Genomic DNA, 23,136 nt, shown 5'->3' on the forward strand with positions numbered 1-23,136 from the left:
TTTCAGACCAGCACAATCCGCTGCCCACCCACATCACGCGCATAGCGCGCCAGCACCTGCCGACACACGCCGACCACCTCATCGACCAATGCCACCCCGGTCTGCCAGGCCACCACCAGCTCCAGGCTCGGCGGTGGCTGCAAGCCTTCCAGCAGCACCAGCTCACCCCGGCTCAACTCCGCATCCACCAACGCCGGTGGCAAGGCGCCAATCCCGAAACCATCACGCAGCAACCGGGTAATCGCCGCCACCGAATTCACGCAGTTCAACCGCGGTGTCTCGGCCCCGGCACTCTGCAGTAGGCTGAGTACCTCCTGGTGCGGCCGAGAGTTTTTCGAGAAGGTGACAATCCGCTCACGGCCCAGCTCGGCCAGCGAGGCGAAGTCGCGCTGGTACACCGAGCCTGCCGCTACCACCCAACCCATCGGGTAGCGCGCCAGGTCCTGGCTGCGGATCGATTGCTCGCGCAGCAGGTCGGTCTGCAGGATCACGTCGAGAAAGCCCTTCTGCAGCTGCTCGCGCAGGTTCAGTGCGGTGTCGGCGACCAGTTCGATCTCCACCTGCGGGTAGCGCTCGGTCAGTTCCGCCACCAGCGCGCTCATCCAGGTGTGAATCACCGTGTCCATCACCCCGACGCGAATGCGCCCGACCTTGGCCCGGTCGCTGTCCAGCGACTGCTTCATGGCCTTGGCCGTGTCGAGCATGCGCTCGGCGTACTCCAGCACCTTGCTGCCTTCCGGCGTCAGGCTGACACCCCGGGAGTCGCGCAGCAGCAGTTTCACCCCAAGGTCGGCCTCCAGTGCAGCAATGCGGCTGGACACCGAGGCTTGGGTGGTGAACAGCTTCTCGGCGGTAAGGCGGAAGCTCTTGAGACGGGCGACCCAGACAAAGGTTTCGAGGAAGCGAAGGTTCATGATCAGTTTTTCTTGTTCCAGACCGGCGGTTTTTCTCGTTGGACTCAGGCAGCACGGCCTCTGAACATGACACCCAGGCCGCGACGCTCGACGTCGCCCATAAAACAATACCAACAAGCCGAGGCAAGCATGAACCCAAGCGGCGTGCAGCAGCAGGTGCAATCCCCCCCTTCGACCGGGCCGTTCGCCTGGTACCGTGACATCGACCAACAGCAACGGCGCACATTCTGGAGCTGCAAGATCGGCTATGGCCTGGACGGCATGGACACGCAGATGCTCAGTTTCGTCATCCCGACGCTGATCATGCTGTGGGGCATCAGCACCGCAGAAGCCGGGCTGATCCACACCAGCACGTTGATCGCCTCGGCCGTCGGTGGCTGGGTCGCCGGCATCCTCTCCGACCGCATTGGCCGCGTGCGCACCCTGCAGCTGACGGTGCTGTGGTTCGCTTTCTTCACCTTCCTCTGCGGTTTCGCCCAGAACTATGAGCAGCTGCTGATCGCCCGCACCTTGATGGGCTTCGGTTTCGGTGGCGAGTGGACCGCTGGCGCCGTGCTGATCGGCGAGGTGATTCGGGCTCAGGATCGCGGCAAGGCAGTGGGCATGGTGCAGTCGGGCTGGGCCATTGGCTGGGGGCTGACGGCGATCCTGTATGCGCTGCTGTTCTCCTGGCTGCCAGCGGAACAGGCCTGGCGCGCGCTGTTCCTGCTGGGCCTGGTGCCGGCGATCTTCGTGATCTTCGTCCGCCGCCTGGTCAAGGACCCGGAGGTGTATCGCCAGGCCAAGGCCGGGGAAACCGCCGAAGCGCCGTCGCATTTCTACGAAATCTTCGCCCCCGGCATGCTCTGGACCACCATACGCGCCTCGCTGCTGACCACCGGCGCGCTGGGTGGCTACTACGCCATCACCTCGTGGTTGCCGACCTTCCTCAAGAACGAGCGCGGCCTGAGCGTGCTGGGCACCGGCGGCTATCTGGCCATGGTGATCGTCGGCTCCTACATCGGTTATGTGGTCAGCGCGTACCTGTCCGACCTGCTGGGGCGCAAGAAGAACTTCATCCTGTTCGCCGTGGGTTCGTTCATCATCGTGCTGCTGTATACGCAGATGCCAGTCAGCGACGGCGTGATGCTGTGGCTGGGCTTCCCGCTGGGCTTCTTCGCCTCGGGCATCTTCAGCGGCATGGGCGCGTTCCTGACCGAGCTGTTCCCGACCCGGGTGCGTGGCTCGGGGCAGGGCTTCTGCTACAACATCGGCAAGGTCATCGCAGCCTTGTTCCCGCTGCTGATCGGCCTGCTTGGCGAGAAGATCCCCCTGGGCCTGGGCATCGGCGTGTTCTCTGCAGTGTCCTATGGCGTGGTGATCGTGGCAGCGCTGAGCCTGCCGGAAACACGCGGCAAACAACTTCAGGCGCGCTAAGGTAGGCCTATGACCATCGACACGGGAGCACGTCAGGTGAAACCCCTGCTACTCAATTGCGACATGGGTGAAAGTTACGGCAGCTGGCGCATGGGCCTGGATGCCGAGGTGATGCCCTACATCGACTGCGCCAACATCGCCTGCGGCTACCACGCCGGCGACCCGAGCATCATGCGCCGCACCGTGGCCATGGCGCTGGAGCACGGTGTGACCATCGGCGCGCACCCGGCCTATCCGGACCTGGTCGGCTTCGGCCGCCGCTCCATGGCCTGCAGCCCTGAAGAAATCCGCGACCTGCTGCATTACCAGATCGGTGCCCTGGATGGCATCTGCAAGGTGCTCGGCGGCCGCGTGGCCTATGTGAAGCCCCACGGCGCGCTGTACAACGACATGATGGCCGACCCGCTCAAGCTGCGCACCGTGCTGGAAGCCGTGGCGGCCTATGGCAGTGGCTTGCCGCTGATGCTCATGGCCACAGCTGACAACAGCGCGGCCCAGGCCCTGGGCGATGAAGTCGGCGTGCCGCTGTGGTTCGAAGCCTTCGCCGACCGCGCCTACACCGCCAGCGGCCACCTGGTCTCGCGGCGTCTGCCGGGCGCGGTGCACCATGACTCGGCGCTGGTGGTCGAACAGGCCCTGCGCCTGGCCCGTGGTGAAACGCTGGTGGCGGATGATGGCAGCGCGCTGCAACTGGCCGCCAGCACCCTCTGCGTCCATGGCGACAACGACAGCTCGGTAGCGGCCGTGCGGCAGATCCGCCACGCCCTCGATGCGCTGGAGGTGCGATGAAGCTGCGTATCGAAGTCGTGGCCATCGACAGCCTGATGGTGCGCCTGTTCGACCGTATCGACGAAGCCAACATGCCCTGGATGCTCGCCGCCAGCCAGCGTCTGAGCGCGGCGTTCGGCGAGCACTTGGTAGATCTGGTGCCGTCCTACACCACGCTGATGGTGCAGTTCGATCTGCCACCGGGTGAGGCGCGGGCGCTGATCACCCAGGCGCTGGAGGGCTTGCAGCCGGACACCGGCAGCGCGGGGCGGCGCCATGAAATCCCGGTGTGGTACGACGCTAGCGTCGGCCCGGAACTGCCTGTGCTCGCAGCGCGCAGCGGGCTGAGCGAAGCGGAGGTGATCCACCTGCACAGCGAGCGCGAGTACCCGGTGTTTGCCCTGGGTTTCGCCCCCGGTTTCGGCTTCATGGGGCTGGTTGACGAACGCCTGGCCAGCCCGCGTCTGAGCACCCCGCGCAAGCGTGTGGCGGCCGGCAGCGTGGGTATCGCCGAACGCCAAACGGCGGCTTATCCCGCAGTGTCGCCGGGAGGCTGGAACCTGATCGGGCGCACCCCGGTACGCCTGTTCGACCGCGAACGTGAAGGCTACAGCCTGCTGCAGCCGGGCGACCGGGTGCGTTTCGTGGCGGTGTCGCGTGACGAATTCCTGGCCCTGGGCGGTGATGTGGAGGCGCAAGGATGAAGCAGTTGAAGATCGAGGCCAGTACTGCCCTGTGCCAGTTGCAGGATGCCGGGCGCTTTGGCGTGCGGCACCTGGGCGTGACCCAGGGTGGGGCGCTGGATTGGGTGGCGATGCACTGGGCCAACTGGCTGCTGGGTAACCCGTTGGGGGCGCCGGTGGTCGAGGTGGCGCTGGGTGGTTTTGCGCTGGTGGCCGAGCAGGATTGCGTGCTGGCGCTGGCCGGGGCCGACCTGGAGGCACAGGTGGATGATCAGCCACTGCTACCGTGGCGCAGCTTCGTTCTGGCTAAAGGGCAACGCTTGGCCCTGAAGCAGCCAAAGCAAGGTGTGCGGGCGTATCTGGCAGCTCCGGGCGGGTTTGTCGGTGAGGATGTGCTGGGCAGCTGTGCCACGGTCGTGCGCGAGGAGCTGGGGGGGATTGATGGGCGAGGGTCAGCGCTGGGGAAAGGGCAGGTTCTCACTTTTGCCGGTGGTTCGCCGGCCTTGCGCGAAGTACCGGCGGCCATGCGCCCGAGCTACGTGGCCAAGCCTGTGCTCGACCTGGTGATGGGCGCGCAGATCGGTGATTTCAGCGGGACCAGTCTGTTTGAAGCGTTCAACCGTGACTGGACGCTGGACAGCCGCGCCGACCGCATGGGCATTCGCTTATTGGGGCCAGAGCTGGTGTACCAGGGGGCGCCAATGATTTCCGAAGGGATCCCGCTGGGGGCGGTGCAGGTGCCACCAGACGGGCAACCGATCGTGCTGCTCAATGATCGGCAGACCATTGGCGGGTATCCGCGACTGGGAGCAGTGACGCCGTTGGCGTTGGCGCAGCTGGCGCAGTGCATGCCGGGGGCGGTGGTACGGTTCAGGGCGGTGGTGCAGGACCAGGCTTGGCGCGAGCAGCAGGTTTATCTGGGCCGTTGGTTGTAAGGCCACGGGCCCTTTCGCGGGACAAGCCCGCTCCTACAGAAATTGCGCAATGTCAGGAATTGCGCGGTTTCTGTAGGAGCGGGCTTGTCCCGCGAAAGGGCCGGCACAGGAGAAATCACTTGGACAGGTAACGCATCCCTTCTTCCAGCCCTTGCAAGGTCAGCGGATACATCTTGTCCTCGATCAGATCCCGCACCAAATGGGTCGAAGCCGTGTAGTCCCAGGCCTGCTTGGGATACGGGTTGATCCAGATGATCTTCCTGAATTTCTCCTTGAAACGCTGCATCCACACATACCCGGCCTCTTCGTTCCAGTGCTCGACGCTACCCCCCGGCTGGGTGATCTCGTACGGCGCCATGGCTGCATCGCCGACGAACACCACCTTGTAGTCGTCGCCATACTTGTGCAGCAGGTCGAAGGTGGAGAAGCGCTCCGAGGTGCGGCGCAGGTTGTTCTTCCACACCGATTCGTACACGAAGTTGTGGAAGTAGTAGTACTCCAGGTGCTTGAACTCGGTCTTGCAGGCCGAGAACAGCTCTTCGCAGACCTTGACGTGGGCGTCCATCGAACCGCCGATGTCGAACAGCAACAGCAGCTTCACCGTGTTGCGCCGTTCCGGGCGCATCTGGATGTTCAGCAGGCCGGCGTCACGCGCGGTGTGGTCGATGGTGCCGTCGATGTCGAGTTCTTCGGCAGCGCCTTCGCGGGCGAACTTGCGCAGCCGGCGCAGAGCCAGCTTGATGTTGCGTGTGCCCAGTTCGACCTGGTCGTCGAGGTTCTTGTATTCGCGCTGGTCCCAGACCTTTACCGCCTTGCCCTGGCGCTTGCCGGCCTCGCCGACGCGGATGCCTTCAGGGTTGAAGCCGCCCGAGCCGAACGGGCTGGTGCCGCCGGTGCCGATCCACTTGTTGCCACCGGCGTGGCGTTCCTTCTGCTCTTCGAGGCGCTTCTTGAATTCCTCGATGAGTTTGTCCAGGCCGCCCAGCGACTGGATCTGCGCGCGTTCCTCGTCGGTGAGCGAACGTTCGAATTCCTTGCGCAGCCATTCATCGGGGATCAGCGCCTCGATGTGCCGGTCGAGGTTTTCCAGGCCCTTGAAGTAGGCGGCGAAGGCGCGGTCGAACTTGTCGAAGTGGCGCTCGTCCTTCACCAGGATGGCGCGGGCGAGGTAGTAGAAGGCGTCCATGTCGGCGAACACCACGCCTTTTTGCAGGGCGTGGTGCAGGTCGAGCAGCTCGCGCACCGAAACTGGCACCTTGGCCGCGCGCATTTCATTGAACAGGTTGAGCAGCATGGCCCGGCTCCTGTCAGCGGTTGCCGCGCCGGCTCATGAAGGCCAGGCGCTCGAGCAGTTGCACGTCCTGCTCGTTCTTCACCAGGGCACCTGCCAGCGGCGGGATGGCTTTGGTCGGGTCGCGTTCGCGCAGCACGGCTTCGCCGATGTTGTCGGCCATCAGCAGCTTGAGCCAGTCGACCAGCTCGGAGGTGGATGGCTTTTTCTTCAGGCCCGGTACCTTGCGCACGTCGAAGAACACGTCCAGCGCCTCGCTGACCAGCGACTGGCTGATGTTCGGGTAGTGCACGTCGACGATCTGCTGCAGGGTGCCGCGGTCGGGGAAGGCGATGTAGTGGAAGAAGCAGCGGCGCAGGAAGGCGTCGGGCAGCTCTTTTTCGTTGTTGGAGGTGATGATGATGATCGGGCGCTGCTTGGCCTTGATGGTCTCGTCGATTTCGTAGACGTAGAACTCCATCTTGTCGAGTTCCTGCAGCAGGTCGTTGGGGAACTCGATGTCGGCCTTGTCGATTTCATCGATCAGCAGGATCACCCGCTCATTGGCTTCGAAGGCTTCCCACAGCTTGCCTTTCTTCAGGTAATTGCGCACGTCGTGGACCTTGTCCACGCCCAGCTGCGAGTCGCGCAGGCGGCTGACCGCGTCGTACTCGTAGAGGCCCTGGTGGGCCTTGGTCGTGGACTTGATGTGCCAGGTGATCAGGCGTGCGCCGAACGAGGCCGCGAGCTGCTCGGCGAGCATGGTCTTGCCGGTGCCGGGCTCGCCCTTGACCAGCAGCGGGCGTTCGAGGGTGATGGCCGCGTTGACCGCCAGTTTCAGGTCGTCTGTGGCGACGTAGTCGCGGGTGCCTTCGAACTTCATGAGTCTGTCCTCTGCGGGGTGCCTATAGTTTGCCAACGACTATAACGCGGGCCCAGGCAGCTGGAAACGCAGACCGGGTATTCAGTCCCTGAATGGCTCGTCACAAAGATTCAGTCAGGCTTGGGTGGAGGCTGTTCATAGCGTGCATTGAACGCCTGGATGAAGCCGTTACGCAGGATCTGCAGAAACGCCTCTAAGGCACTGATGTCCTGCTTGTGCACGCTGCCACTGAGCTCGACGCGGGTGGCGAACTGGTTTTTCGGCTGGTTCTTCAGGACTGTCTCGCTGGCTCCCACCAGCGCCTCCCAGACCGAGCGGAAGATGTTCTTGTTCTTGTTCTCCACGTCCTGCTGCCAGTCGAACACATCGACGTCGCGCAATAACGGCTTGATGTAACCGTGCAGCCGGCCGTCTTCGGCCTGGGCCTCGATCACCAGGTCGCCGTGCCCGGCATTGAAATCGAACTTGCCGTAGGCGCTGGAGAAATCATTGAGCTTGCGCAGCTCGATGCCGGTGGCACGCAGGCGGAATTCGAAATCGTCAAAATCGCTGAACGGGTCGAAGGTGGCTCGGCTCTCGACCTTGGCATCGCCCAGCAGTAGGGCGTTGGCGTCGAAGCTGGCATCGCGCCGGCCTTTTTCGTCGCGCACATTGGTCAGGTTGCGGATGTTGGCATCGAGTTGCGTGGCCTTGAGGTCGACCGGTGGCTTGGAGTTGAAGTTGCGAAAGGTCAGCGTGCCATTTTCGATCTGCACTTCGTTGAGGGTGATCGGCAACAGTTTTTCCAGCTGCTGGCGCCAGTCGGTCCCCCGGCCTGTCTGCGAGGCCTGCTTGCTGCCGCCATCGACGAAGTTGAGCTCGGGGCGCCTGAAGGTCACCTTGGCAACCACAGCCTTGTCGTAGATCAGCGAATGCCAGCTCACCGACAGGTCGATCAGCGGCGCATTCAGTAACGGCACCGGTACCTTGCCGCTGGTCTTGACGATCTTCAGCCCGTTGATCTGGTAGGCGCCGCGCCACCAGGCCAGGTCGACGTCGGCCACCTGGCCGCGGTACTCGCCCATATGGGCAAGCTTGTCGTTCAGGTAGTCGCGCACCAGGTAGGGCAGGGCCACCTGCAGGGCTACCAGCAGCACGATCAGGCTGGCCAGGCCAATCAGCGGCCAGCGGTAGCGAGCTTTCATCGCAAGGCTCTCCGCAGCGGGTTGCACGGTTGACCGCAGGCAAAGCCTGGGAGTTCGAACAGGCTTTACTGGCCACCGGGGCGGGCTTACCCTTTAAGTCACTCCTGCTGTTTCTCATGTTCAAGGACCCTGCCATGAGCCGTATCTTTGCAGACAACGCCCACTCCATCGGCAACACGCCGCTGGTGCAGATCAACCGCATCGCCCCGCGCGGGGTGACCATCCTGGCCAAGATCGAAGGGCGCAACCCGGGCTACTCGGTCAAGTGCCGGATTGGCGCGAACATGGTCTGGGACGCCGAGAGCAGCGGCAAACTCAAGCCGGGCATGACCATCGTCGAGCCGACCTCGGGCAACACCGGTATCGGTCTGGCGTTCGTTGCCGCCGCCCGTGGCTACAAGCTGATCCTGACCATGCCGGCGTCCATGAGCCTGGAGCGCCGCAAGGTGCTCAAGGCGCTGGGCGCAGAGCTGGTGCTGACCGAGCCGGCCAAGGGCATGAAGGGCGCCATCGAGAAAGCCAACGAAATCGTTGCCTCCGACCCGGCCCAGTACTTCCTGCCGGGCCAGTTCGAGAACCCGGCCAACCCGGCGATCCATGAGAAGACCACCGGGCCTGAAATCTGGAACGACACCGACGGCGCAGTCGACGTGCTGGTTGCAGGTGTTGGCACCGGCGGCACCATTACCGGCGTGTCGCGCTACATCAAGCACACCCAGGGCAAATCGATCCTGTCGGTGGCGGTCGAACCGGTGGCTTCGCCGCTGATCAGCCAGACCCTGGCCGGCGAAGAACTCAAGCCCAGTCCGCACAAGATCCAGGGCATCGGCGCCGGTTTCGTTCCGAAAAACCTCGACCTGTCGATCGTCGACAAGGTCGAGACCGTGACCGATGAAGAGTCCAAGGCCATGGCCATTCGCCTGATGCAGGAAGAAGGCATTCTCTGCGGTATTTCCTGTGGTGCAGCCATGGCCGCAGCCGTGCGCCTGGCCGAGAAACCGGAGATGCAGGGTAAGACCATCGTCGTAATTCTGCCCGACTCGGGCGAGCGTTATCTGTCCAGCATGCTGTTCAGCGACCTGTTCAGCGAGCAGGAAAACCAGCAGTAATCAGCCCGGTCGCTGATCCGGCGCAACATTCGGCGGCCTGGTTTATTGCAAAATCTTCATGAGTGAGATCCCGCCCTGGTTGTTTTTACCGGGGCGGGATGGGTTTATGATGGCCGGATGATTTTTCTGGAAGCAGGCAGCGCTGGCCTGCTTCCACTCCAAGGAGTGATGCATGACCTTTTCCTTCCTCGCCAAGGCAGGTGTGCTGCTGGTGTTCTTCGGCAGCGTGCTGTACGTGCACCTGCGCGGTAAGGCGCGCCTGCCGGTACTGCGCCAGTTCGTTAACCATTCGGCGCTGTTTGCACCTTATAACAGCCTGATGTACCTGTTTTCCGGTGTGCCGTCCAAGCCCTACCTGGACCGCCAGCGTTTCCCCGAACTGGACGTGCTCAAGGACAACTGGCAGGTAATCCGCGAGGAGGCCATGCGCCTGTTCGACGAGGGTTACATCCGTGCTGCCGAGAAGGACAACGACGCTGGCTTCGGTTCGTTCTTCAAGAAAGGCTGGAAGCGCTTTTACCTGAAGTGGTACGACAAGCCGCTGCCGTCTGCAGAAGCCCTGTGCCCGAAAACCGTCGAGCTGGTCAGCAGCATTCCCAACGTGAAAGGGGCTATGTTCGCCCTGCTGCCCGGTGGCAGCCACCTGAACCCGCATCGCGACCCGTTTGCCGGCTCCCTGCGCTACCACCTGGGCTTGTCGACCCCCAACTCCGACGCCTGCCGCATCTACGTCGATGGCGAGGAATACGCCTGGCGTGACGGCGAGGACGTGATGTTCGACGAGACTTACGTGCACTGGGTCAAGAACGAAACCGACGTGACCCGGGTGATTCTGTTCTGCGACATCGAGCGCCCGCTGAGCAGCCCGCTGATGACCCGCGTCAACCGCAAGGTCAGCGCCTTCCTCGGCCGCGCCACCGCGCCGCAGAACACCGATGACGAACGTGTGGGCGGGATCAACCAGGCGTACGCCTGGAGCAAGCGCTTCAGCAACAAGATCAGCACCCGCATGAAGCAGTTCAAGCGTGCCAACCCCAAGGCCTACCGCATTCTGCGGCCGGTGCTGGCGGTGGTGGTGGCTTACTTGCTGTACCGCTGGTTGTTCTGATTGCAGGGCCGGCCTCTTCGCGGGACAAGCCCGCGCCTACACAGACTACGCTATCCCTGTAGGAGCGGGCTTGTCCCGCGAAGAGGCCGGAACAGGCTATTGCCCAACCCCGAATTCACCGCTATATTCCGAAACACTTCTCTTCCCTGAAGACCCGATCATGCCAGCCATCCCTTCCACCGCAAGCTTTGCCATCGCGCCAGTCGCGGGCATGGTCGTGTGTGGCAGCCAGCAGCCGGTCATGATCAGTCACTACCCACCACCACCTGTCAGTGGCGTCGTAGGCGGCGTAGCTCCGCCTCCTTGCGTGGTCGTGCTGGGCTGATCGGCTTTTGGCCGCATCCCTTCGCACCCGCAACCTACTGAACACGGTCGGCACCTTCCCTCGCTGAAGTTCACGCCCGCCGTCTGGCTTATTCGCCTTATATCAGGTGGCAATACATGTCTGTCTTCAACAAAGCATCCGTGGCCTCGGCGGCCACCACCAGCCTGTTCGTCCTGCTCTGGAGCAGTGGCGCGATCGTTTCCAAGCTTGGCCTGGCCCATGCCAGCCCCTTCGCCTTCCTGCTGCTGCGCTCGGCGCTGGCCCTGTCCGGCCTGCTGCTGATCGGCCCGTTGCTGGGCCTGCGCTGGCCGCGTACACGCGGGGCGATCCTGCGTGCCCTGGGCACCGGCTGCGTGCTGCTTGGCGCCTATCAGATCTTCTACCTGCTGGCGCTCAACACCCACGTTACCCCTGGCGTGATGGCCACGGTGATGGGGGTGCAACCGATCCTTACCGTGGTGCTGATGGAGCGCCAGCGTTCCTGGAGCCGCTTGTTCGGCCTGGGCCTGGGGCTTGGCGGGCTGGTGATGGTGGTCTATCAGGGCATCAACCTCGGCGGGGTTTCGTTGCTTGGCATGCTGTTCGCCCTGCTGGCGCTGGCCAGCATGACCTTCGGCTCGATCCTGCAGAAGCGCATTACCGACAACCCGATGGGCACACTGCCGTTGCAGTACATCGCCGGCTTTGCCATGTGCGCCGTGTTCGCGCCGCTGCAACCGCTGCACGTGGAATGGACCGGCGGCTTCGTCGGCGCGCTGCTGTGGATGGGGCTGGTGGTGTCACTGCTGGCTACCCTGCTGCTGTACCGGCTGATCGCCAAGGGTAACCTGGTCAATGTCACCAGCCTGTTCTACCTGGTGCCGGCCGTAACCGCGGTGATGGACTTGCTGATCTTCGGCAACCGCCTGGCGCCGTTGAGCCTGCTGGGCATGGGGCTGATCGTGGTCGGCCTGCTGTTCGTGTTCCGCAAGCCGGCGGCGCGGCTGGCTGAGGCGTAAGGCCTAGCGAAACTCTTCGGGGATGGCGTGGCGCAATACGCCTTCCTCGAAGTCCAGGGTGCCGGCTTCGCGCTGGGTCAGCAGGTAGTAGAGCAGGGTGTCGGCCGATTGCCTGGCCGGCACTTCGACTGCCAGCATCCTGACTGCTTTTTCCACCTCGCAGGCGCAGCCGAATTCGGCCAGGGCTGCGTGCACCTGCTCCAGGGTTTCCGGTGGCCTGACGACAACCCGGAACACCGACCCTCCGGCGCTCTGCTGCAAGGCGTCGAACCAGGCCTGGTCACCCTCGTGGCGAATGCTGATGATGTCGCCGGGGGCGATACCGTAGACGTGGAAGGGGATGCTATCGACCCGATAGCCTCCAGCGACCGCCTGTGTCCACAAGCCTTCCACCGAGGCTGGCGGGTAGCCGCTCGCGTCCTGTTCCAGGCGGAACAGCACCTTCTTGAATGTGTCGCTCATGGTCCGCATCGCCTCACGTGCGCGCCGGGCGCAGTACCAGCCACAGCGCCAGGGCAATCAGCACACCGCCATACATATGGGCCATCGACAAGGGCTCGTCGAGCAGCCACGCTCCCCACAATACACCGAACACCGGGATCAGGAAGGTTACGGTGCTGGCCTTGACCGGGCCGATCTCGGCCAGCAGGCGGAAGTACAGGATGTAGGCGAAGGCGGTGCACAGCAGGCCCAGGCCCAGCAGCGACAGCCATACCTGCCAGCCGCCCCAGCTTGCCGGTGGCTGGGTCAGGGCGCTCCAGGCGAACAGCGGGCTCAGCATCAAGGTGGCGCCGAGCATGCTGCCCAGGGCCGACAGGCGGCTGTCCAGGCCGCTGATCCAGCGCCGTGCGAGGAAGCCGGCGAAGCCGTAGCAGGTGGTGGCCGCCAGGCAGGCCAGAGCACCTTGCACCAGGGCCATGTCCAAAGCTACCGGGCCGGCGCCGCTGAGGATGCCGACACCGAACAGGCCGAGGAAAATGCCGCCGAGCTTGGGCAGGGTCATTGCCTCGCGGAAGAACAGCGCGCCGATCAACACGCCCATCAGTGGCGTGGTGGCGTTGAAAATGGCCGAATAGCCGGCGGGTAGTACTTGTGCGGCCACGGAGTAGAAGGTGGCCGGGATGCCCGAGTTGATCATGCCCAGCACCAGGCAGGCGCCGAGCTTGCCGTCGAAATCCCAGCGCACCCGGGTGGCGGCGAGGATGGCGATCAGGCCCAGGCAGGCGATGGATACACGGAAGAACGCCGTAGGAACGGTACCCAGCTCGGGGGCGATGATGCGCATGAACAGGAAACTCGCCCCCCAGACAGCGGCAAGGGTCAGCAGGCGGGCTAGGGCGATGGGGCTCACAACGGTCTCCGGGTACAGGGCAGGGCGCGAGTGTACGTGACTCGCCTGGGCGATTCTTGTGCTTTCTTGCGCTGTAAACCTGTACCGGCCTCTTCGCGGGCTAAGCTCATAGCTCACCCAGCCCCGAGGTGTTGCGCATGACCCAGCATTGGCCCGCCGGCGAGATCGCGCGGATGATCCTCGACGGCTTCGACGACTACCGAGAGCACTTTCGCCGTATCACCCTCGGCGCCCGTGAGCGCTTCGAGCAGGCGCGCTGGCAGGACATCCAGCGGGCGTCGGCAGTGCGGATCAACCTGTACGAACAGAAAGTCGGCGAGGTCAACGCATGGCTGCGCGATGGTTTCGACGAAGAGGTGCTGCTGGATGTGGAACAGTGGCCGCTGGTGAAAAACGCCTACATCCGCCTGATCGATCCACGGCTGGACGACGAGCTGGCGGAGACCTGGTACAACTCGCTGTTCTGCAGCTTGTTCAGCCATGATCAGATCAGCGACGGCTGCATGTTCATCCACACCACCCGGCCTTCGATCCGCACCCATGAGCGCGCTGCGCAGACCCGTACCTACACGCCCGGCGGTAGCCTCAAGGGGTTGTTGCGGGCCATTTTCGCTGACTATGCCTTCGCCTATGGCGATCTCGAAGGCGATGTGGCACGCCTTGAAGAACAACTGAAGGACTGCCTGCCAGACTGGGTGTGCAAGGACCCGGCCCTGGCCGTGGAGCTGTTCGTGCCGGTGTTGTACCGCAACAAGGGTGCCTACCTGGTCGGCCGCTTGTACAACGTTGACGAGCAGTGGCCGCTGGCAATCGCACTGCTGCACCGGGAAGGCCATGGCATCGAGGCCGATGCGCTGATCACCGACGAGGCCGAGGTGTCGATCATCTTCTCGTTCACCCGCTCGTACTTCATGGCCGACGTGCCGGTACCGGCGGAGTTCGTCAACTTCTTGAAACGCATCCTGCCGGGCAAGCACATCGCCGAGTTGTACACCTCGATCGGTTTCTACAAGCAAGGCAAGTCGGAGTTCTATCGCGCCCTGATCAACCACCTGGCCAGCAGTGACGACCGCTTCGTCATGGCCCCCGGGGTGCGCGGCATGGTCATGAGCGTGTTTACCCTGCCGGGCTTCAATACCGTGTTCAAAATCATCAAGGATCGCTTCTCGCCGTCCAAGACCGTCGACCGCGCCACGGTGATCGACAAGTACCGTCTGGTGAAAAGTGTCGATCGGGTGGGGCGCATGGCCGATACCCAGGAGTTCGCCGATTTCCGCTTCCCGCGTGGCAAGTTCGAGCCCGAATGCCTGGCCGAGCTACTGGAAGTGGCGCCCTCGACCGTGGCGCTGGAAGGCGACACAGTGCTGGTCCGCCACTGCTGGACCGAGCGGCGCATGACCCCGCTCAACCTGTACCTGGAGCACGCCAGCGAAGGGCAGGTCCTCGAAGCGCTGGACGACTACGGGCTGGCCATCAAGCAACTGGCGGCGGCGAACATCTTCCCGGGTGACATGCTGCTGAAGAACTTCGGCGTTACCCGGCACGGGCGGGTGGTGTTCTACGACTATGACGAGATCAGCTTCCTGACCGAGGTGAACTTCCGGCACATCCCGCCGCCGCGCTACCCGGAGGATGAGATGTCCGGCGAGCCGTGGTATTCGATCGGGCCGCACGATGTGTTCCCCGAAGAGTTCCCGCCGTTCCTGTTTGCCGATATTGGCCAGCGCCGGTTGTTCAGCAGCTTGCATGGCGAGTTGTATGACGCGGACTACTGGAAGGGACTGCAGGCGGCGATCCGTGAAGGCAAGGTGATCGATGTGTTTCCCTATCGGCGCAAGGGGCGGTGATCGCGGGTTTCCAGGCCCGGCCTGCTACCAACATTCAGCTTTTCAAACACTTCATCTCACTGAAGTCCGTCCTCACCTTGGCCAGCCGCTCCTGAAGGAACTGCCGCTGCGCCGGTGTGCTCAAGTGCACCAGGTCCACAATCAAACTGCGCGCCTGCTGCTCGGTATTCTGATAGGCCGCCCGGTACTCGGGCGTCCACAGGCTTTCCTTGCGTTGCAGCAAGGTCGCCAGGCGCGGCTCGAAGCTGGCGTCGTTGCGCTGGTTCATGGCCAGCATCAGCTGTTGCTGCCAGTGCTGGCGGTTGGCGATCCACTGGCGGTTCTGGTCACCCAGCGCCTGCGACCAGGCCTGCACACGCTGGCGCTGGGCAGGATTGAGCTCGTCGAACCAGTTGATCAGGCGCTTTTCCATGCGCTCGGTGCGGCGTGCAATCTGTTTGGCCACGGGGGTGTCGACATATTCCTTTTGCCGCTGGTTGATATCGTCGCGGAAGGCATCACGCATTTCCGCGACTTGCGCATCGCTCATGCCGCGCAGCAGTTCGGTGGCGGAGGGGGTGATTTCTTCCGCTACCCGGCCAATCGCCTGGCGCGCTTCGACCGTGCGCTGCTGCAGGGCCTGGTCGGTCACCTGGTCCTCGGCGACCATGTCGCGCACCCGGTCGAGCCAGTCGAGGTAGCCTGGCAGCTGGGTCTTGCAGTGCCAGGCCAGGTGCTCCTTGAGCCGTTCGTCGAGCATTGCCTTCTGTTCGCGGTTCATCGCCAGGTACTCGCCCAGCGACCAGGGCACCAGGCGGTCGAGGTTGCGGTACGCGAGGTCGATGCGGCTACAGGCCGCCAAGGCAACGGCGCAGGCGGTGGCGATGAGCAGGGCTTTGGACAGGCGTACAGGCATGTGCAGGTCCTGGCTGTGGCTGGCTGATCGGTAGACGCAAGGGGGGGGGGCGCGGTTCCGCCGCATCAGCGATCAGGCAGCGCAGTGGCTTCAGGTGTAGAATAGCCGCCTTGTCTTGAGGAACATCGGAAATGGCTCTGCTTGGGCGTTACAACAGTTTGCAAATCGTGAAACACGTGGAATTCGGCCTGTACCTGGATGGCGGCTCCGACGGTGAGATCCTGCTGCCAGGGCGTTACATCCCGAAGAACGCCGAAACCGAGATAGACGACTGGCTGAACGTGTTCCTCTATCTGGATAGCGATGACAAGCTCATTGCCACCACCGAGAAGCCCAAGGTGCAGGTTGGCGAGTTCGCCAGCCTCAAGGTCAAGGACATCAACGGGGCCGGTATCTTCCTCGATTGGGGGCTGCCCAAGGACTTGCTGATGCCGTATTCCGAAGAAGCCCGGCAACTGAAAATCGGCGATTACTGCGTCGTGCATGTCTACCTGGACAAACGCACCCGCCGCATCACCGCCACTTCACGTCTGGACCGCTACCTGGACGTTACCCCGGCTCAATACCAGATTGGCCAGCCGGTCGAATTGTTGGTGGCCGGCGAAACGCCGATGGGCTTCAAGGCCATCATCAACAACCGCCACTGGGGCCTGATCCACAAGAACGAGGTGTTCAAATTCCTGCGTTCGGGCATGCACGTGGAAGGTTTCATCAAGGAAGTGCGCCATGACGGCAAGATCGCCCTGAGCCTGCAGCCGGTCGGCAAGGCGCTTGGCGACGACCTGCAGGAGCGCATCATGGCGCGCCTGGAGGCCGAAGGCGGGGTGCTGGCGGTGAGCGACAAGAGCGCCCCGGAAGTGATCAGCCAGATGTTCAACGTCAGCAAGGGCAACTTCAAGAAGGCCATTGGCGGGTTGTTCAAGCAGGGCCGCATCGTCATCCATGACGAGCGCATCGAAAAGGCCTGATCAGGCCTGCACGAAGGTCCGGAAGTCCAGCTGCTCGCCACCCGGACGGGTGTCGCGCAGCAGTGAGTCACGGTCGGCGCTCAGGGCCAGGCTGATGGTCGAGCGGCGCTTGCCGGGGTTGCGCACTTCCATCTGCTCCTGGTGAGCACGGAGGAAGTTGACCGGCACCTTAAGGTGCTGCAGCTCGTCGCTTTCCGGCGTGTGCAGCAACAGGTTGACCCAGTCGGGCTGGCCCTTGCGCAGCAATGCCACCGGCACCTCGAACCACCACAGGTTGCGCTTGCGGTCGAGGATGGCGAACAAGGTGTTGGCGCTGGTCAGCACCGGGTTGGCCAAGGCCTGGTTGCGGCGGGCGATGGCGGCTGGTTTGTCGAGTTTCATGCAGGTTCCTGCGGGTTGACGCTTGATTAGGGCTGCATTGTGAGGGGTGGCAGAGGGCGCGGCAAGGTTTGACGGCCCTTTCGCGGGACAAGCCCGCTCCTACAGGTACAGCGCATGCCTCGGGCTATACGCAATCCCTGTAGGCGCGGGCTTGTCCCGCGAAAGGGCCAGTTGCCTCAACGACTGAGCGGCCTGCTCAACTCTGAAGTAGCCCCATCCGCAGTGGTCACCGTCGCCGTAAAGCTCTTCAGCCCGCCGATATTCTCCAGCACCTGGGCAAACCGCGCCTGCCCTTTGTCATCACTGTTCACCAGTACATCCCCCAGATATTGTTCTGCCTCGGTCCCATCTGCCTGGGCATTGCCAAACACCTCGATGCGCAACAGGCTCGACACCGGCCCCTGCACCTCGCCCCGCAGCACATTGCCGTCCAGCGCGATCAGCCGTGGCGGCTGCTGGTTGTGGTTGGGCAGTGGCTGGCATGGCTTGGGTTCACCCGTGGCATCACAGATGATCGCCTGGTCCTTCTGCGGCAAATCCGCGCCGACGCCACGCGAGCCTACATACAAGGCATGGGCCTGGGCCGGCACGCCGAACACGATGGCGCCGGTCCGCTGGTTCGGCACGCACGAACCACCGGCCTCGCAGCGGCGGATGTCCTGGTTGTTGCCCCAGATGCGGTTGCCGCTCAGGCGCGTGGCGGTGACGTCCGGCTCCGGGCGCAGGGCCACGCCGATGCGGTTGCCGTGGATCAGGTTGCTGTCGAGGATGTTGCCTTCGCCGGTGATGCTGACGCCGATCGAGTTGCCGCTGAAGGTGTTGGCGGCGAGGTAGTTACGCTTGCCCCAGTTGATCTGCAGGCCGTCGGAATAGTTCTCGAAGCGGTTGCGCACCACGCTGTTGTCATTGCCCAGCAGGATCTCGATGCCCTGGGACGGCTCGGGGTTGGCCGGGGTGGAGCGGAACAGGTTGTCGGCCACCAGGTTGAAGGCCGCGCCACGGGTCAGTTCCAGGCCATCGCCGTTGTCGATCAGCTGGTTGCGCAGCACCTTGTTGTTGACCGTGGTGGTGGCGGTCGGATTGCCGGCACCGTCGTCGCCCGTGAGCATGATGCCGGCGCCGCCTTTGTTGGCGACAATGCGGTTGTCTTCGATGACGTTGCCACTGGCGCGGTTGACCAGGATGCCGATGCAGAAGTTACGTACCTCCAGGCCACTCAGGTGCACGCCCTGGGTGTCGCGCAGCACCAGCCCCGGGTGGGTGGTGGTGCGCACGTTGGTGCCGAACTGGCCGGGCAGGGCACCGGGGCAGGTGCGCACGCCTTGGTCCTTGATGTATCCCGCACCGTCGATGGCGATGTACTGGCCGTCACGGGTGAAGGGCAGGCCGGTGATCTGCACCGGGCCCTTGATTTCCGGCAGGGCGCGGGCCGGGCGAATCACATAGGGCGGCTTGCCTACGGCAGCGATCTCGATGCGGTAGTGGCCAGGGTTCTGGTTGCTGGTTTCGATGGCCCAGCGCAGGGTGCCGGGTTGGCCATCGTCGGCATAACGCTCGACTTTCAGGGTTTCGCTGGCCGGTGCGGCGGCCAGGGCAGGTAAGGGCAACAGCGGCAGCAGGGCCGCGAACAGAGGCATCAGACGCATGGTACAAATATCCGGAAACTGTTGTTTTTATACGCAGGTTGGCAGCGATTCTAGGCGAGCCGCCGGGCATTGAGCAGTGCAGTTGGCCCTATTCGGTGCGGTATTCGCCCGCAGATTCGCCGTTCGGCTTGGGCCAGGCAAATTGTTGAAACTCTTTCGCAAGGTCCCCAGTCCACCGACTGTCGACACGGTTCACGTGTCTCCATTTGCAGGAGATTTGCCATGAGCGGCACCAAGGACAAAGCGAAAGGCCTGGCCAACGAAGCGGTCGGTAACGTCAAACAAGGCGTCGGCAAGGTGACCGACAACGACAAGCTGCGGGCCGAGGGCAAGGCCCAGGAACTGAAAGGCGAAGCGCAGCAAATCAAGGGCAATGTGAAGGATGCAGTGAAGAAGCCTTGATCTGAGATGGCCTGTTTCTGCCTCTGTGAGAGGCAGAAACAGGTGTAGGCATTTTCTTCTGGCATGGCTGGGAGCAGTACATCATCGGCGTGGTCTATTAGACTCACCCGTTGTACTCAAGAATCAAGCGGCGAAAGGAGACGCTATGATTTTCCCCGACCTGCGCGGCCTGCCCCTGCACCGCGTGCTGGTACGCACCGTCAAGGAATTCCTCGATGACGAGATGTCGACCTACGCGTCCGCGATGGCCTACCAGATGCTGTTTTCGCTGTTCCCGTTCCTGCTGTTCCTGATCGCCCTGATCGGCTTCCTGCACCTGCCGGACTTTTTTTCCTGGTTGCGCCTGCAATCGGAACTGGTGTTGCCGCCCCAGGCGCTGGAGCAGGTGAACCCGGTCATCGACCAGTTGCAGCAGTCCAAGGGCGGGCTGCTGTCGGTGGGTATCGTCATCGCCCTGTGGACTGCCTCGGCCGGCGTGCGCTTGATGATGAGCGCCATGAACGCTGCCTATGACGTGCCCGAGGGCCGCCCGGTGTGGAAGCGCATTCCGCTGTCGATCGTCTACACCGTCGGCATTGCCGGCATGCTGCTGGCGGCAGCCGCGCTGATGGTGCTGGGGCCGCAGGTGATGGAGTGGATTGCCTCACAGGTCGGCCTGCAGGAAGTGATCGTCACGGTATGGACCGTGCTGCGCTGGCCCGCAATCATCATCCTGATGATGGTCGCGGTGGCATTGATCTATTACGTGATGCCGGACGTGAAGCAGAAGTTTCGCTTCATCACCCCCGGTTCGGTGCTGGCAGTAGTAGTATGGATTATCGCCTCCCTGGGCTTTGCCTACTACGTCAAGACCTTTGCCGACTACAACGCCATGTATGGCAGCATCGGTGCGATCATCGTGCTGTTGCTGTACTTCTACATCTCTGCCGCCGTGCTGTTGCTGGGGGCGGAAATGAATGCGGTGATCGAGCACATGTCGAGCGAGGGCAAGAACCCGGGCGAGAAGGATTTCGAGGGCGCCAAACCTCAGGAAACCATCACCGTGCTCGGCCATGAACACCCGGTCGAGCATCAACCGACCGAGCCGAACCCGCGATGATCCGTGACATTCTCAAGATGGGCGACGAGCGCCTGCTGCGCATCGCGCCCCCGGTGCCTGAGCATCTGATCGGCAGCAGCGAACTGCAGCAGTTGATCGACGACATGTTCGAAACCATGCAGCACGTGGGTGGCGTTGGCCTGGCCGCGCCGCAGATCGGCATCGACCTGCAGCTGGTGATCTTTGGCTTCGAGCGCAGCGAGCGTTACCCGGATGCCGAACCAGTGCCGCAGACCATCCTGCTCAACCCGGTGATCACCCCACTGACCACAGAAGTCGAGGACGGTTGGGAGGGCTGCCTGTCGGTGCCCGGCCTGCGTGGTGTGGTGCCGCGCTTCAAGCACATCAGCTACGAAGGCATCGACCCGCAGGGTAACCCGATCAACCGTTTTGCCGATGGCTTTCATGCGCGGGTGGTGCAGCACGAGTGCGACCACCTGATCGGCCGCTTGTACCCCTCGCGTATTCAGGACTTTGCCAAGTTCGGCTATACCGATGTGCTGTTCCCCGGGCTGGATGACAGCGACGACTGAGCCCGCACCATGGCCAGCAGGGTTTTGCTGCGCTGGTAGCGTTGCAGGCGCGAGGCCAGGGCTTCGGGCAGGTGTGCGGTGATGTTGAAACCCAGGCGCTGGTAGTAAGCCACGAGGTCGGGGTGGCAGAACAGCCAGGTCGGGCCACTGTGCCCGGCCAGGGCCGCCTCGACCAACTGCGTTGCCACGCCACGCTTGCGCTGCTGCGGGGCAACGAACAGCCCGGTGAGCCAGTGGCCGTCGGCGACGGCACTGAGGCAAAGGCCGGCAACGATCCCGTCGCCGCGCGCTACCCACGATTCACCATCATTGGCTGCGCGCATGCGTGAACCATGCTGTTTGTAGAAATGTTCGAGCAATCGACGCTCGGGCCCGATGAGCAGGGCGCAGTGCAGGGCAGTCATGGGGTATACCTGAAACGGTTGGCTCTAGCCCGGTGATTTCAGGCCATCGAGCCGTTGCGCTTTGTCGCAGATTGTTGCAAATCCTGCAAGGGTGAATGTCCGAGTTCAGGGTTCAACTATTCCCGGCCAGGAGTAGAATTTCAACTATTCCCCCTGGCAGTAGACGAAGCGGGAACGGTACTTCGTGTCATCTTCGCAGTCGATGACAACTTCTCCGCGCCATGACGGCATCAGAAGTCACGCGATCAGCTGGATTGCTTTAAAGGCCAAACCCCATGAAACCATTACTGATTCTTGCACTGGTCGGTATGTCCTCGTTCGCCCTCGCCGATGAGGCCAAGCCGGTCTCCAGCGAGCCTGTGGCTCAGCAGTACGACTATTCCATGAACCTTGACATCAAACGGGTGATCAACCTGTCGACCATCCCCAATGTCTGCGAAGTGGTACCTGCGACCATGACCTATGAAGACCATCATGGCCAGGTGCATACCATTCAGTACCGGGCGATGGGCGAAGGTTGCCAGCAGGGTTGATCGTCCTACCGCGGCGGCCTCTTCGCGTTGAGCCGTAGCGAAGAAGCTGCTTGCGTGCCCCGGTTCATCGGCCCGACAGTACCTTGTGTACCACCTCCAGGCCTTGTTTCAGTTCAGCTCGGCTACTTGCCGCCGACAAACTGATGCGCACTGCCTGCACTTCGATCGCGCCAATGGCAAACACACTGGCCGGGACGATTTCCACGGCGTGCTCGCGACATTGCCTGACCACCGTCTCGGCGCCCTGCGGCGTGGCCAGCCACGCGTGGGGCGAAGGTTGCCCGGTATTGTGCAGTCCATCACCCAGCAGTCTGCGTGCCAGGCGCCATCGTTCGGTAATTTCCGTTTTCTGCCAGGCTAGCCGCTGCGCAGCGGTGCCGTCTTCGATCCATTGGCAAGCGATAACCAGGCTCAATGGCGACACCGACCAGTGGCTGGCCTGGGCATGCGGGTCAACCTGTGCCAGCAGCTTCGGGCTGGCCGCAATCCATCCCAATCGCAGGCCAGCGGCCACCGTCTTGGACAGGCTGTTGATGTAGATCCCTTGATCGCCCAGTAGTGGATAGAGCGGCGCTTGGTCACTGAATGCGCCATACACATCATCCTCGATCAGCAACAGCCCCAGGCGTTTGACTACCTCGGCAATTGCCGCTCGGCGAGTATCCGTCATGCAGGCGCCCGTGGGGTTGTGCAGGGTCGGTGTGGTCACCAGCACGCGGGCACCGCTGGCGCGCGCCACACGGTCCAGGTCATCGGGCCGCAGGCCCTGGTCGTCCAGTGCCACACCATGCACGGGCAGGCGCAGTTGCCGACAGGCCGCCTTGATGCCCGGTGCGGTCAGGGCCTCGAGCATGACCGGCTCGCCAGCCTGGCAGAACGACTGCAGCACCAGTGTCAGCGCTTGCTGGGCTGCGCCACACAGCAACATCTCGTCCGCTGAAAGGGCCAGGCCGCGGTTTGCCATCCACTGGGCGCCGCGAATGCGCCCTAGCAGCAATTGCTCGGGGCCCAGGTAATGATCGAGCAAGTTGCTGTCGGGGCGTTTCAGCAGGCTGCGCAAGCAGTCTTGCAAGTCTTGGTTGTGCGGATCGGCTACCGGAACGTTGGTCGACAGGTCGATCAGCGGGCGTTGCCCGTCGTGATGCTTGATGCGGAACAAGGTCGCTTCCTTGCTGCCTGCCAGCACGTAGGTACCGCGGCCCACTTCGCCAGCCACCAGATGGCGCGCGGCAGCTTCGCGGTAGGCCTGCTGGGTGGTACTCGGGTTGAGGCCCAGTTTCCAGGCCAGCCGGCGTTGCGGGGGCAGGCGGTCACCTACCTTGAGGGTGCCGCTTTCGATGGCGTGGGCAATGGCATCGACCAAGGCGAGATATCGGGGTTGGTCATCGTCGACCAGCTGCGGAATCCACACGAAATTGCTACCCATGCAATATAAGGTTGTACCCATACAATGCCCGGCGCTTAGGATCGGATCAACCACCTAT

General features: G+C 63.1%; 26 protein-coding genes. 14 read left to right on the plus strand and 12 right to left on the minus strand.

Annotated features, from left to right (window positions below):
- Nucleotides 1-2: 2 nt before the first annotated feature.
- Entirely contained in the window at nucleotides 3-914 is a 912-nt protein-coding gene (locus tag ACOKS3_RS07365; protein WP_103446343.1) for a LysR family transcriptional regulator, read from the minus strand.
- A gap of 129 nt (nucleotides 915-1,043) precedes the next feature.
- On the opposite strand from ACOKS3_RS07365, the gene ACOKS3_RS07370 reads away from it, so the two are divergent.
- From ACOKS3_RS07370 to ACOKS3_RS07385, 4 genes are read left to right on the plus strand one after another with little or no spacing between them, the layout of a single operon-like run.
- Nucleotides 1,044-2,330, plus strand: a complete 1,287-nt coding sequence (locus tag ACOKS3_RS07370) for an MFS transporter (protein ID WP_103446344.1) — start codon at nucleotides 1,044-1,046, stop codon at nucleotides 2,328-2,330.
- A gap of 9 nt (nucleotides 2,331-2,339) precedes the next feature.
- Entirely contained in the window at nucleotides 2,340-3,119 is a 780-nt protein-coding gene (locus ACOKS3_RS07375) for a 5-oxoprolinase subunit PxpA (protein ID WP_103446345.1), read from the plus strand.
- A complete protein-coding gene (gene pxpB, locus ACOKS3_RS07380; RefSeq protein ID WP_422764251.1) occupies nucleotides 3,116-3,802 on the plus strand; it encodes a 5-oxoprolinase subunit PxpB in 687 nt (228 codons plus the stop codon). Before ACOKS3_RS07375 ends, pxpB begins: the two co-directional genes overlap by 4 nt.
- Nucleotides 3,799-4,716, plus strand: coding sequence for a 5-oxoprolinase subunit C family protein (locus ACOKS3_RS07385; RefSeq protein WP_422764250.1), 918 nt, complete (start codon nucleotides 3,799-3,801; stop codon nucleotides 4,714-4,716). Before pxpB ends, ACOKS3_RS07385 begins: the two co-directional genes overlap by 4 nt.
- A 115-nt stretch (nucleotides 4,717-4,831) precedes the next feature.
- Here ACOKS3_RS07385 and ACOKS3_RS07390 read toward each other — a convergent pair whose 3' ends face one another.
- From ACOKS3_RS07390 to ACOKS3_RS07400, 3 genes are all read right to left on the minus strand, one after another.
- Nucleotides 4,832-6,010, minus strand: a complete 1,179-nt coding sequence (locus tag ACOKS3_RS07390) for a vWA domain-containing protein (RefSeq protein ID WP_103446348.1) — start codon at nucleotides 6,008-6,010, stop codon at nucleotides 4,832-4,834.
- 13 nt (nucleotides 6,011-6,023) lie between these two features.
- Nucleotides 6,024-6,869 carry an AAA family ATPase gene (locus ACOKS3_RS07395; protein ID WP_103446349.1) on the minus strand — a complete coding sequence of 282 codons (846 nt, stop codon included), beginning with the start codon at nucleotides 6,867-6,869 and terminating at the stop codon, nucleotides 6,024-6,026.
- A 110-nt stretch (nucleotides 6,870-6,979) separates the two neighbouring features.
- Nucleotides 6,980-8,053 (minus strand): DUF748 domain-containing protein, encoded by a 1,074-nt coding sequence (locus tag ACOKS3_RS07400; RefSeq protein ID WP_103446350.1) that lies wholly within the window; start codon nucleotides 8,051-8,053, stop codon nucleotides 6,980-6,982.
- Between the two features lie 134 nt (nucleotides 8,054-8,187).
- On the opposite strand from ACOKS3_RS07400, the gene cysK reads away from it, so the two are divergent.
- Complete coding sequence (gene cysK, locus ACOKS3_RS07405) at nucleotides 8,188-9,162, plus strand: cysteine synthase A (RefSeq protein WP_103446351.1); 975 nt, start codon at nucleotides 8,188-8,190, stop codon at nucleotides 9,160-9,162.
- A 42-nt stretch (nucleotides 9,163-9,204) separates the two neighbouring features.
- On the opposite strand, the gene ACOKS3_RS07410 is transcribed toward cysK, so the two are convergent.
- Entirely contained in the window at nucleotides 9,205-9,336 is a 132-nt protein-coding gene (locus ACOKS3_RS07410) for a hypothetical protein (RefSeq protein ID WP_258035844.1), read from the minus strand.
- Here ACOKS3_RS07410 and ACOKS3_RS07415 point away from each other — a divergent pair.
- The 3 genes from ACOKS3_RS07415 to ACOKS3_RS07425 all read left to right on the plus strand — a co-directional run bounded on the left by ACOKS3_RS07415 (nucleotide 9,335) and on the right by ACOKS3_RS07425 (nucleotide 11,593).
- Nucleotides 9,335-10,270, plus strand: coding sequence for an aspartyl/asparaginyl beta-hydroxylase domain-containing protein (locus tag ACOKS3_RS07415; RefSeq protein ID WP_103446352.1), 936 nt, complete (start codon nucleotides 9,335-9,337; stop codon nucleotides 10,268-10,270). The genes ACOKS3_RS07410 and ACOKS3_RS07415 overlap by 2 nt on opposite strands.
- A 160-nt stretch (nucleotides 10,271-10,430) precedes the next feature.
- On the plus strand, nucleotides 10,431-10,595 hold the full coding sequence (locus ACOKS3_RS07420; RefSeq protein WP_181004458.1) for a hypothetical protein: 165 nt from the start codon (nucleotides 10,431-10,433) through the stop codon (nucleotides 10,593-10,595).
- Between the two features lie 116 nt (nucleotides 10,596-10,711).
- The gene (locus tag ACOKS3_RS07425; RefSeq protein WP_103446353.1) at nucleotides 10,712-11,593 is read left to right on the plus strand and encodes a DMT family transporter; all 882 of its coding nucleotides are present in this window, start codon (nucleotides 10,712-10,714) and stop codon (nucleotides 11,591-11,593) included.
- Between the two features lie 3 nt (nucleotides 11,594-11,596).
- Here ACOKS3_RS07425 and ACOKS3_RS07430 read toward each other — a convergent pair whose 3' ends face one another.
- Both ACOKS3_RS07430 and ACOKS3_RS07435 read right to left on the minus strand, forming a co-directional pair.
- The gene (locus tag ACOKS3_RS07430) at nucleotides 11,597-12,055 is read right to left on the minus strand and encodes a DUF4265 domain-containing protein (RefSeq protein WP_103446354.1); all 459 of its coding nucleotides are present in this window, start codon (nucleotides 12,053-12,055) and stop codon (nucleotides 11,597-11,599) included.
- 13 nt (nucleotides 12,056-12,068) lie between these two features.
- Nucleotides 12,069-12,944 (minus strand): DMT family transporter, encoded by an 876-nt coding sequence (locus ACOKS3_RS07435; protein ID WP_103446355.1) that lies wholly within the window; start codon nucleotides 12,942-12,944, stop codon nucleotides 12,069-12,071.
- Between the two features lie 137 nt (nucleotides 12,945-13,081).
- Between ACOKS3_RS07435 and aceK the strand changes: the two genes are divergently transcribed.
- Entirely contained in the window at nucleotides 13,082-14,791 is a 1,710-nt protein-coding gene (gene aceK / locus ACOKS3_RS07440) for a bifunctional isocitrate dehydrogenase kinase/phosphatase (RefSeq protein ID WP_103446356.1), read from the plus strand.
- 34 nt (nucleotides 14,792-14,825) lie between these two features.
- Here aceK and ACOKS3_RS07445 read toward each other — a convergent pair whose 3' ends face one another.
- Entirely contained in the window at nucleotides 14,826-15,686 is an 861-nt protein-coding gene (locus tag ACOKS3_RS07445; RefSeq protein WP_103446357.1) for a DUF6279 family lipoprotein, read from the minus strand.
- 131 nt (nucleotides 15,687-15,817) lie between these two features.
- Here ACOKS3_RS07445 and ACOKS3_RS07450 point away from each other — a divergent pair, with 131 nt between their 5' ends.
- A complete protein-coding gene (locus ACOKS3_RS07450; protein ID WP_103446358.1) occupies nucleotides 15,818-16,654 on the plus strand; it encodes a CvfB family protein in 837 nt (278 codons plus the stop codon).
- Here the strand turns inward: ACOKS3_RS07450 and ACOKS3_RS07455 are convergent, their stop codons facing one another.
- Both ACOKS3_RS07455 and ACOKS3_RS07460 read right to left on the minus strand, forming a co-directional pair.
- Complete coding sequence (locus ACOKS3_RS07455) at nucleotides 16,655-17,035, minus strand: hypothetical protein (protein WP_060510375.1); 381 nt, start codon at nucleotides 17,033-17,035, stop codon at nucleotides 16,655-16,657.
- A gap of 176 nt (nucleotides 17,036-17,211) precedes the next feature.
- Entirely contained in the window at nucleotides 17,212-18,681 is a 1,470-nt protein-coding gene (locus tag ACOKS3_RS07460; protein WP_103446359.1) for a right-handed parallel beta-helix repeat-containing protein, read from the minus strand.
- A gap of 222 nt (nucleotides 18,682-18,903) precedes the next feature.
- On the opposite strand from ACOKS3_RS07460, the gene ACOKS3_RS07465 reads away from it, so the two are divergent.
- The 3 genes from ACOKS3_RS07465 to def all read left to right on the plus strand — a co-directional run bounded on the left by ACOKS3_RS07465 (nucleotide 18,904) and on the right by def (nucleotide 20,715).
- Complete coding sequence (locus ACOKS3_RS07465; protein ID WP_060510377.1) at nucleotides 18,904-19,083, plus strand: CsbD family protein; 180 nt, start codon at nucleotides 18,904-18,906, stop codon at nucleotides 19,081-19,083.
- A 145-nt stretch (nucleotides 19,084-19,228) separates the two neighbouring features.
- Complete coding sequence (locus ACOKS3_RS07470; protein ID WP_103446360.1) at nucleotides 19,229-20,182, plus strand: YihY/virulence factor BrkB family protein; 954 nt, start codon at nucleotides 19,229-19,231, stop codon at nucleotides 20,180-20,182.
- Entirely contained in the window at nucleotides 20,179-20,715 is a 537-nt protein-coding gene (gene def / locus ACOKS3_RS07475) for a peptide deformylase (RefSeq protein ID WP_103446361.1), read from the plus strand. The genes ACOKS3_RS07470 and def overlap by 4 nt, the downstream gene beginning before the upstream one ends.
- Here the strand turns inward: def and ACOKS3_RS07480 are convergent.
- Complete coding sequence (locus ACOKS3_RS07480) at nucleotides 20,670-21,119, minus strand: GNAT family N-acetyltransferase (protein WP_181004459.1); 450 nt, start codon at nucleotides 21,117-21,119, stop codon at nucleotides 20,670-20,672. The two genes, def and ACOKS3_RS07480, sit on opposite strands and share 46 nt — an antisense overlap.
- A gap of 275 nt (nucleotides 21,120-21,394) precedes the next feature.
- Here ACOKS3_RS07480 and ACOKS3_RS07485 point away from each other — a divergent pair, with 275 nt between their 5' ends.
- Nucleotides 21,395-21,652, plus strand: a complete 258-nt coding sequence (locus ACOKS3_RS07485; RefSeq protein ID WP_054885703.1) for a DUF2790 domain-containing protein — start codon at nucleotides 21,395-21,397, stop codon at nucleotides 21,650-21,652.
- Between the two features lie 64 nt (nucleotides 21,653-21,716).
- On the opposite strand, the gene ACOKS3_RS07490 is transcribed toward ACOKS3_RS07485, so the two are convergent.
- Nucleotides 21,717-23,078, minus strand: coding sequence for an aminotransferase-like domain-containing protein (locus ACOKS3_RS07490; protein ID WP_103446362.1), 1,362 nt, complete (start codon nucleotides 23,076-23,078; stop codon nucleotides 21,717-21,719).
- Nucleotides 23,079-23,136: the final 58 nt, after the last annotated feature.

Source organism: Pseudomonas sp. HS6-2, from assembly GCF_049325675.2.
Classification (GTDB): Bacteria; Pseudomonadota; Gammaproteobacteria; order Pseudomonadales; family Pseudomonadaceae; genus Aquipseudomonas; species Aquipseudomonas putida_N.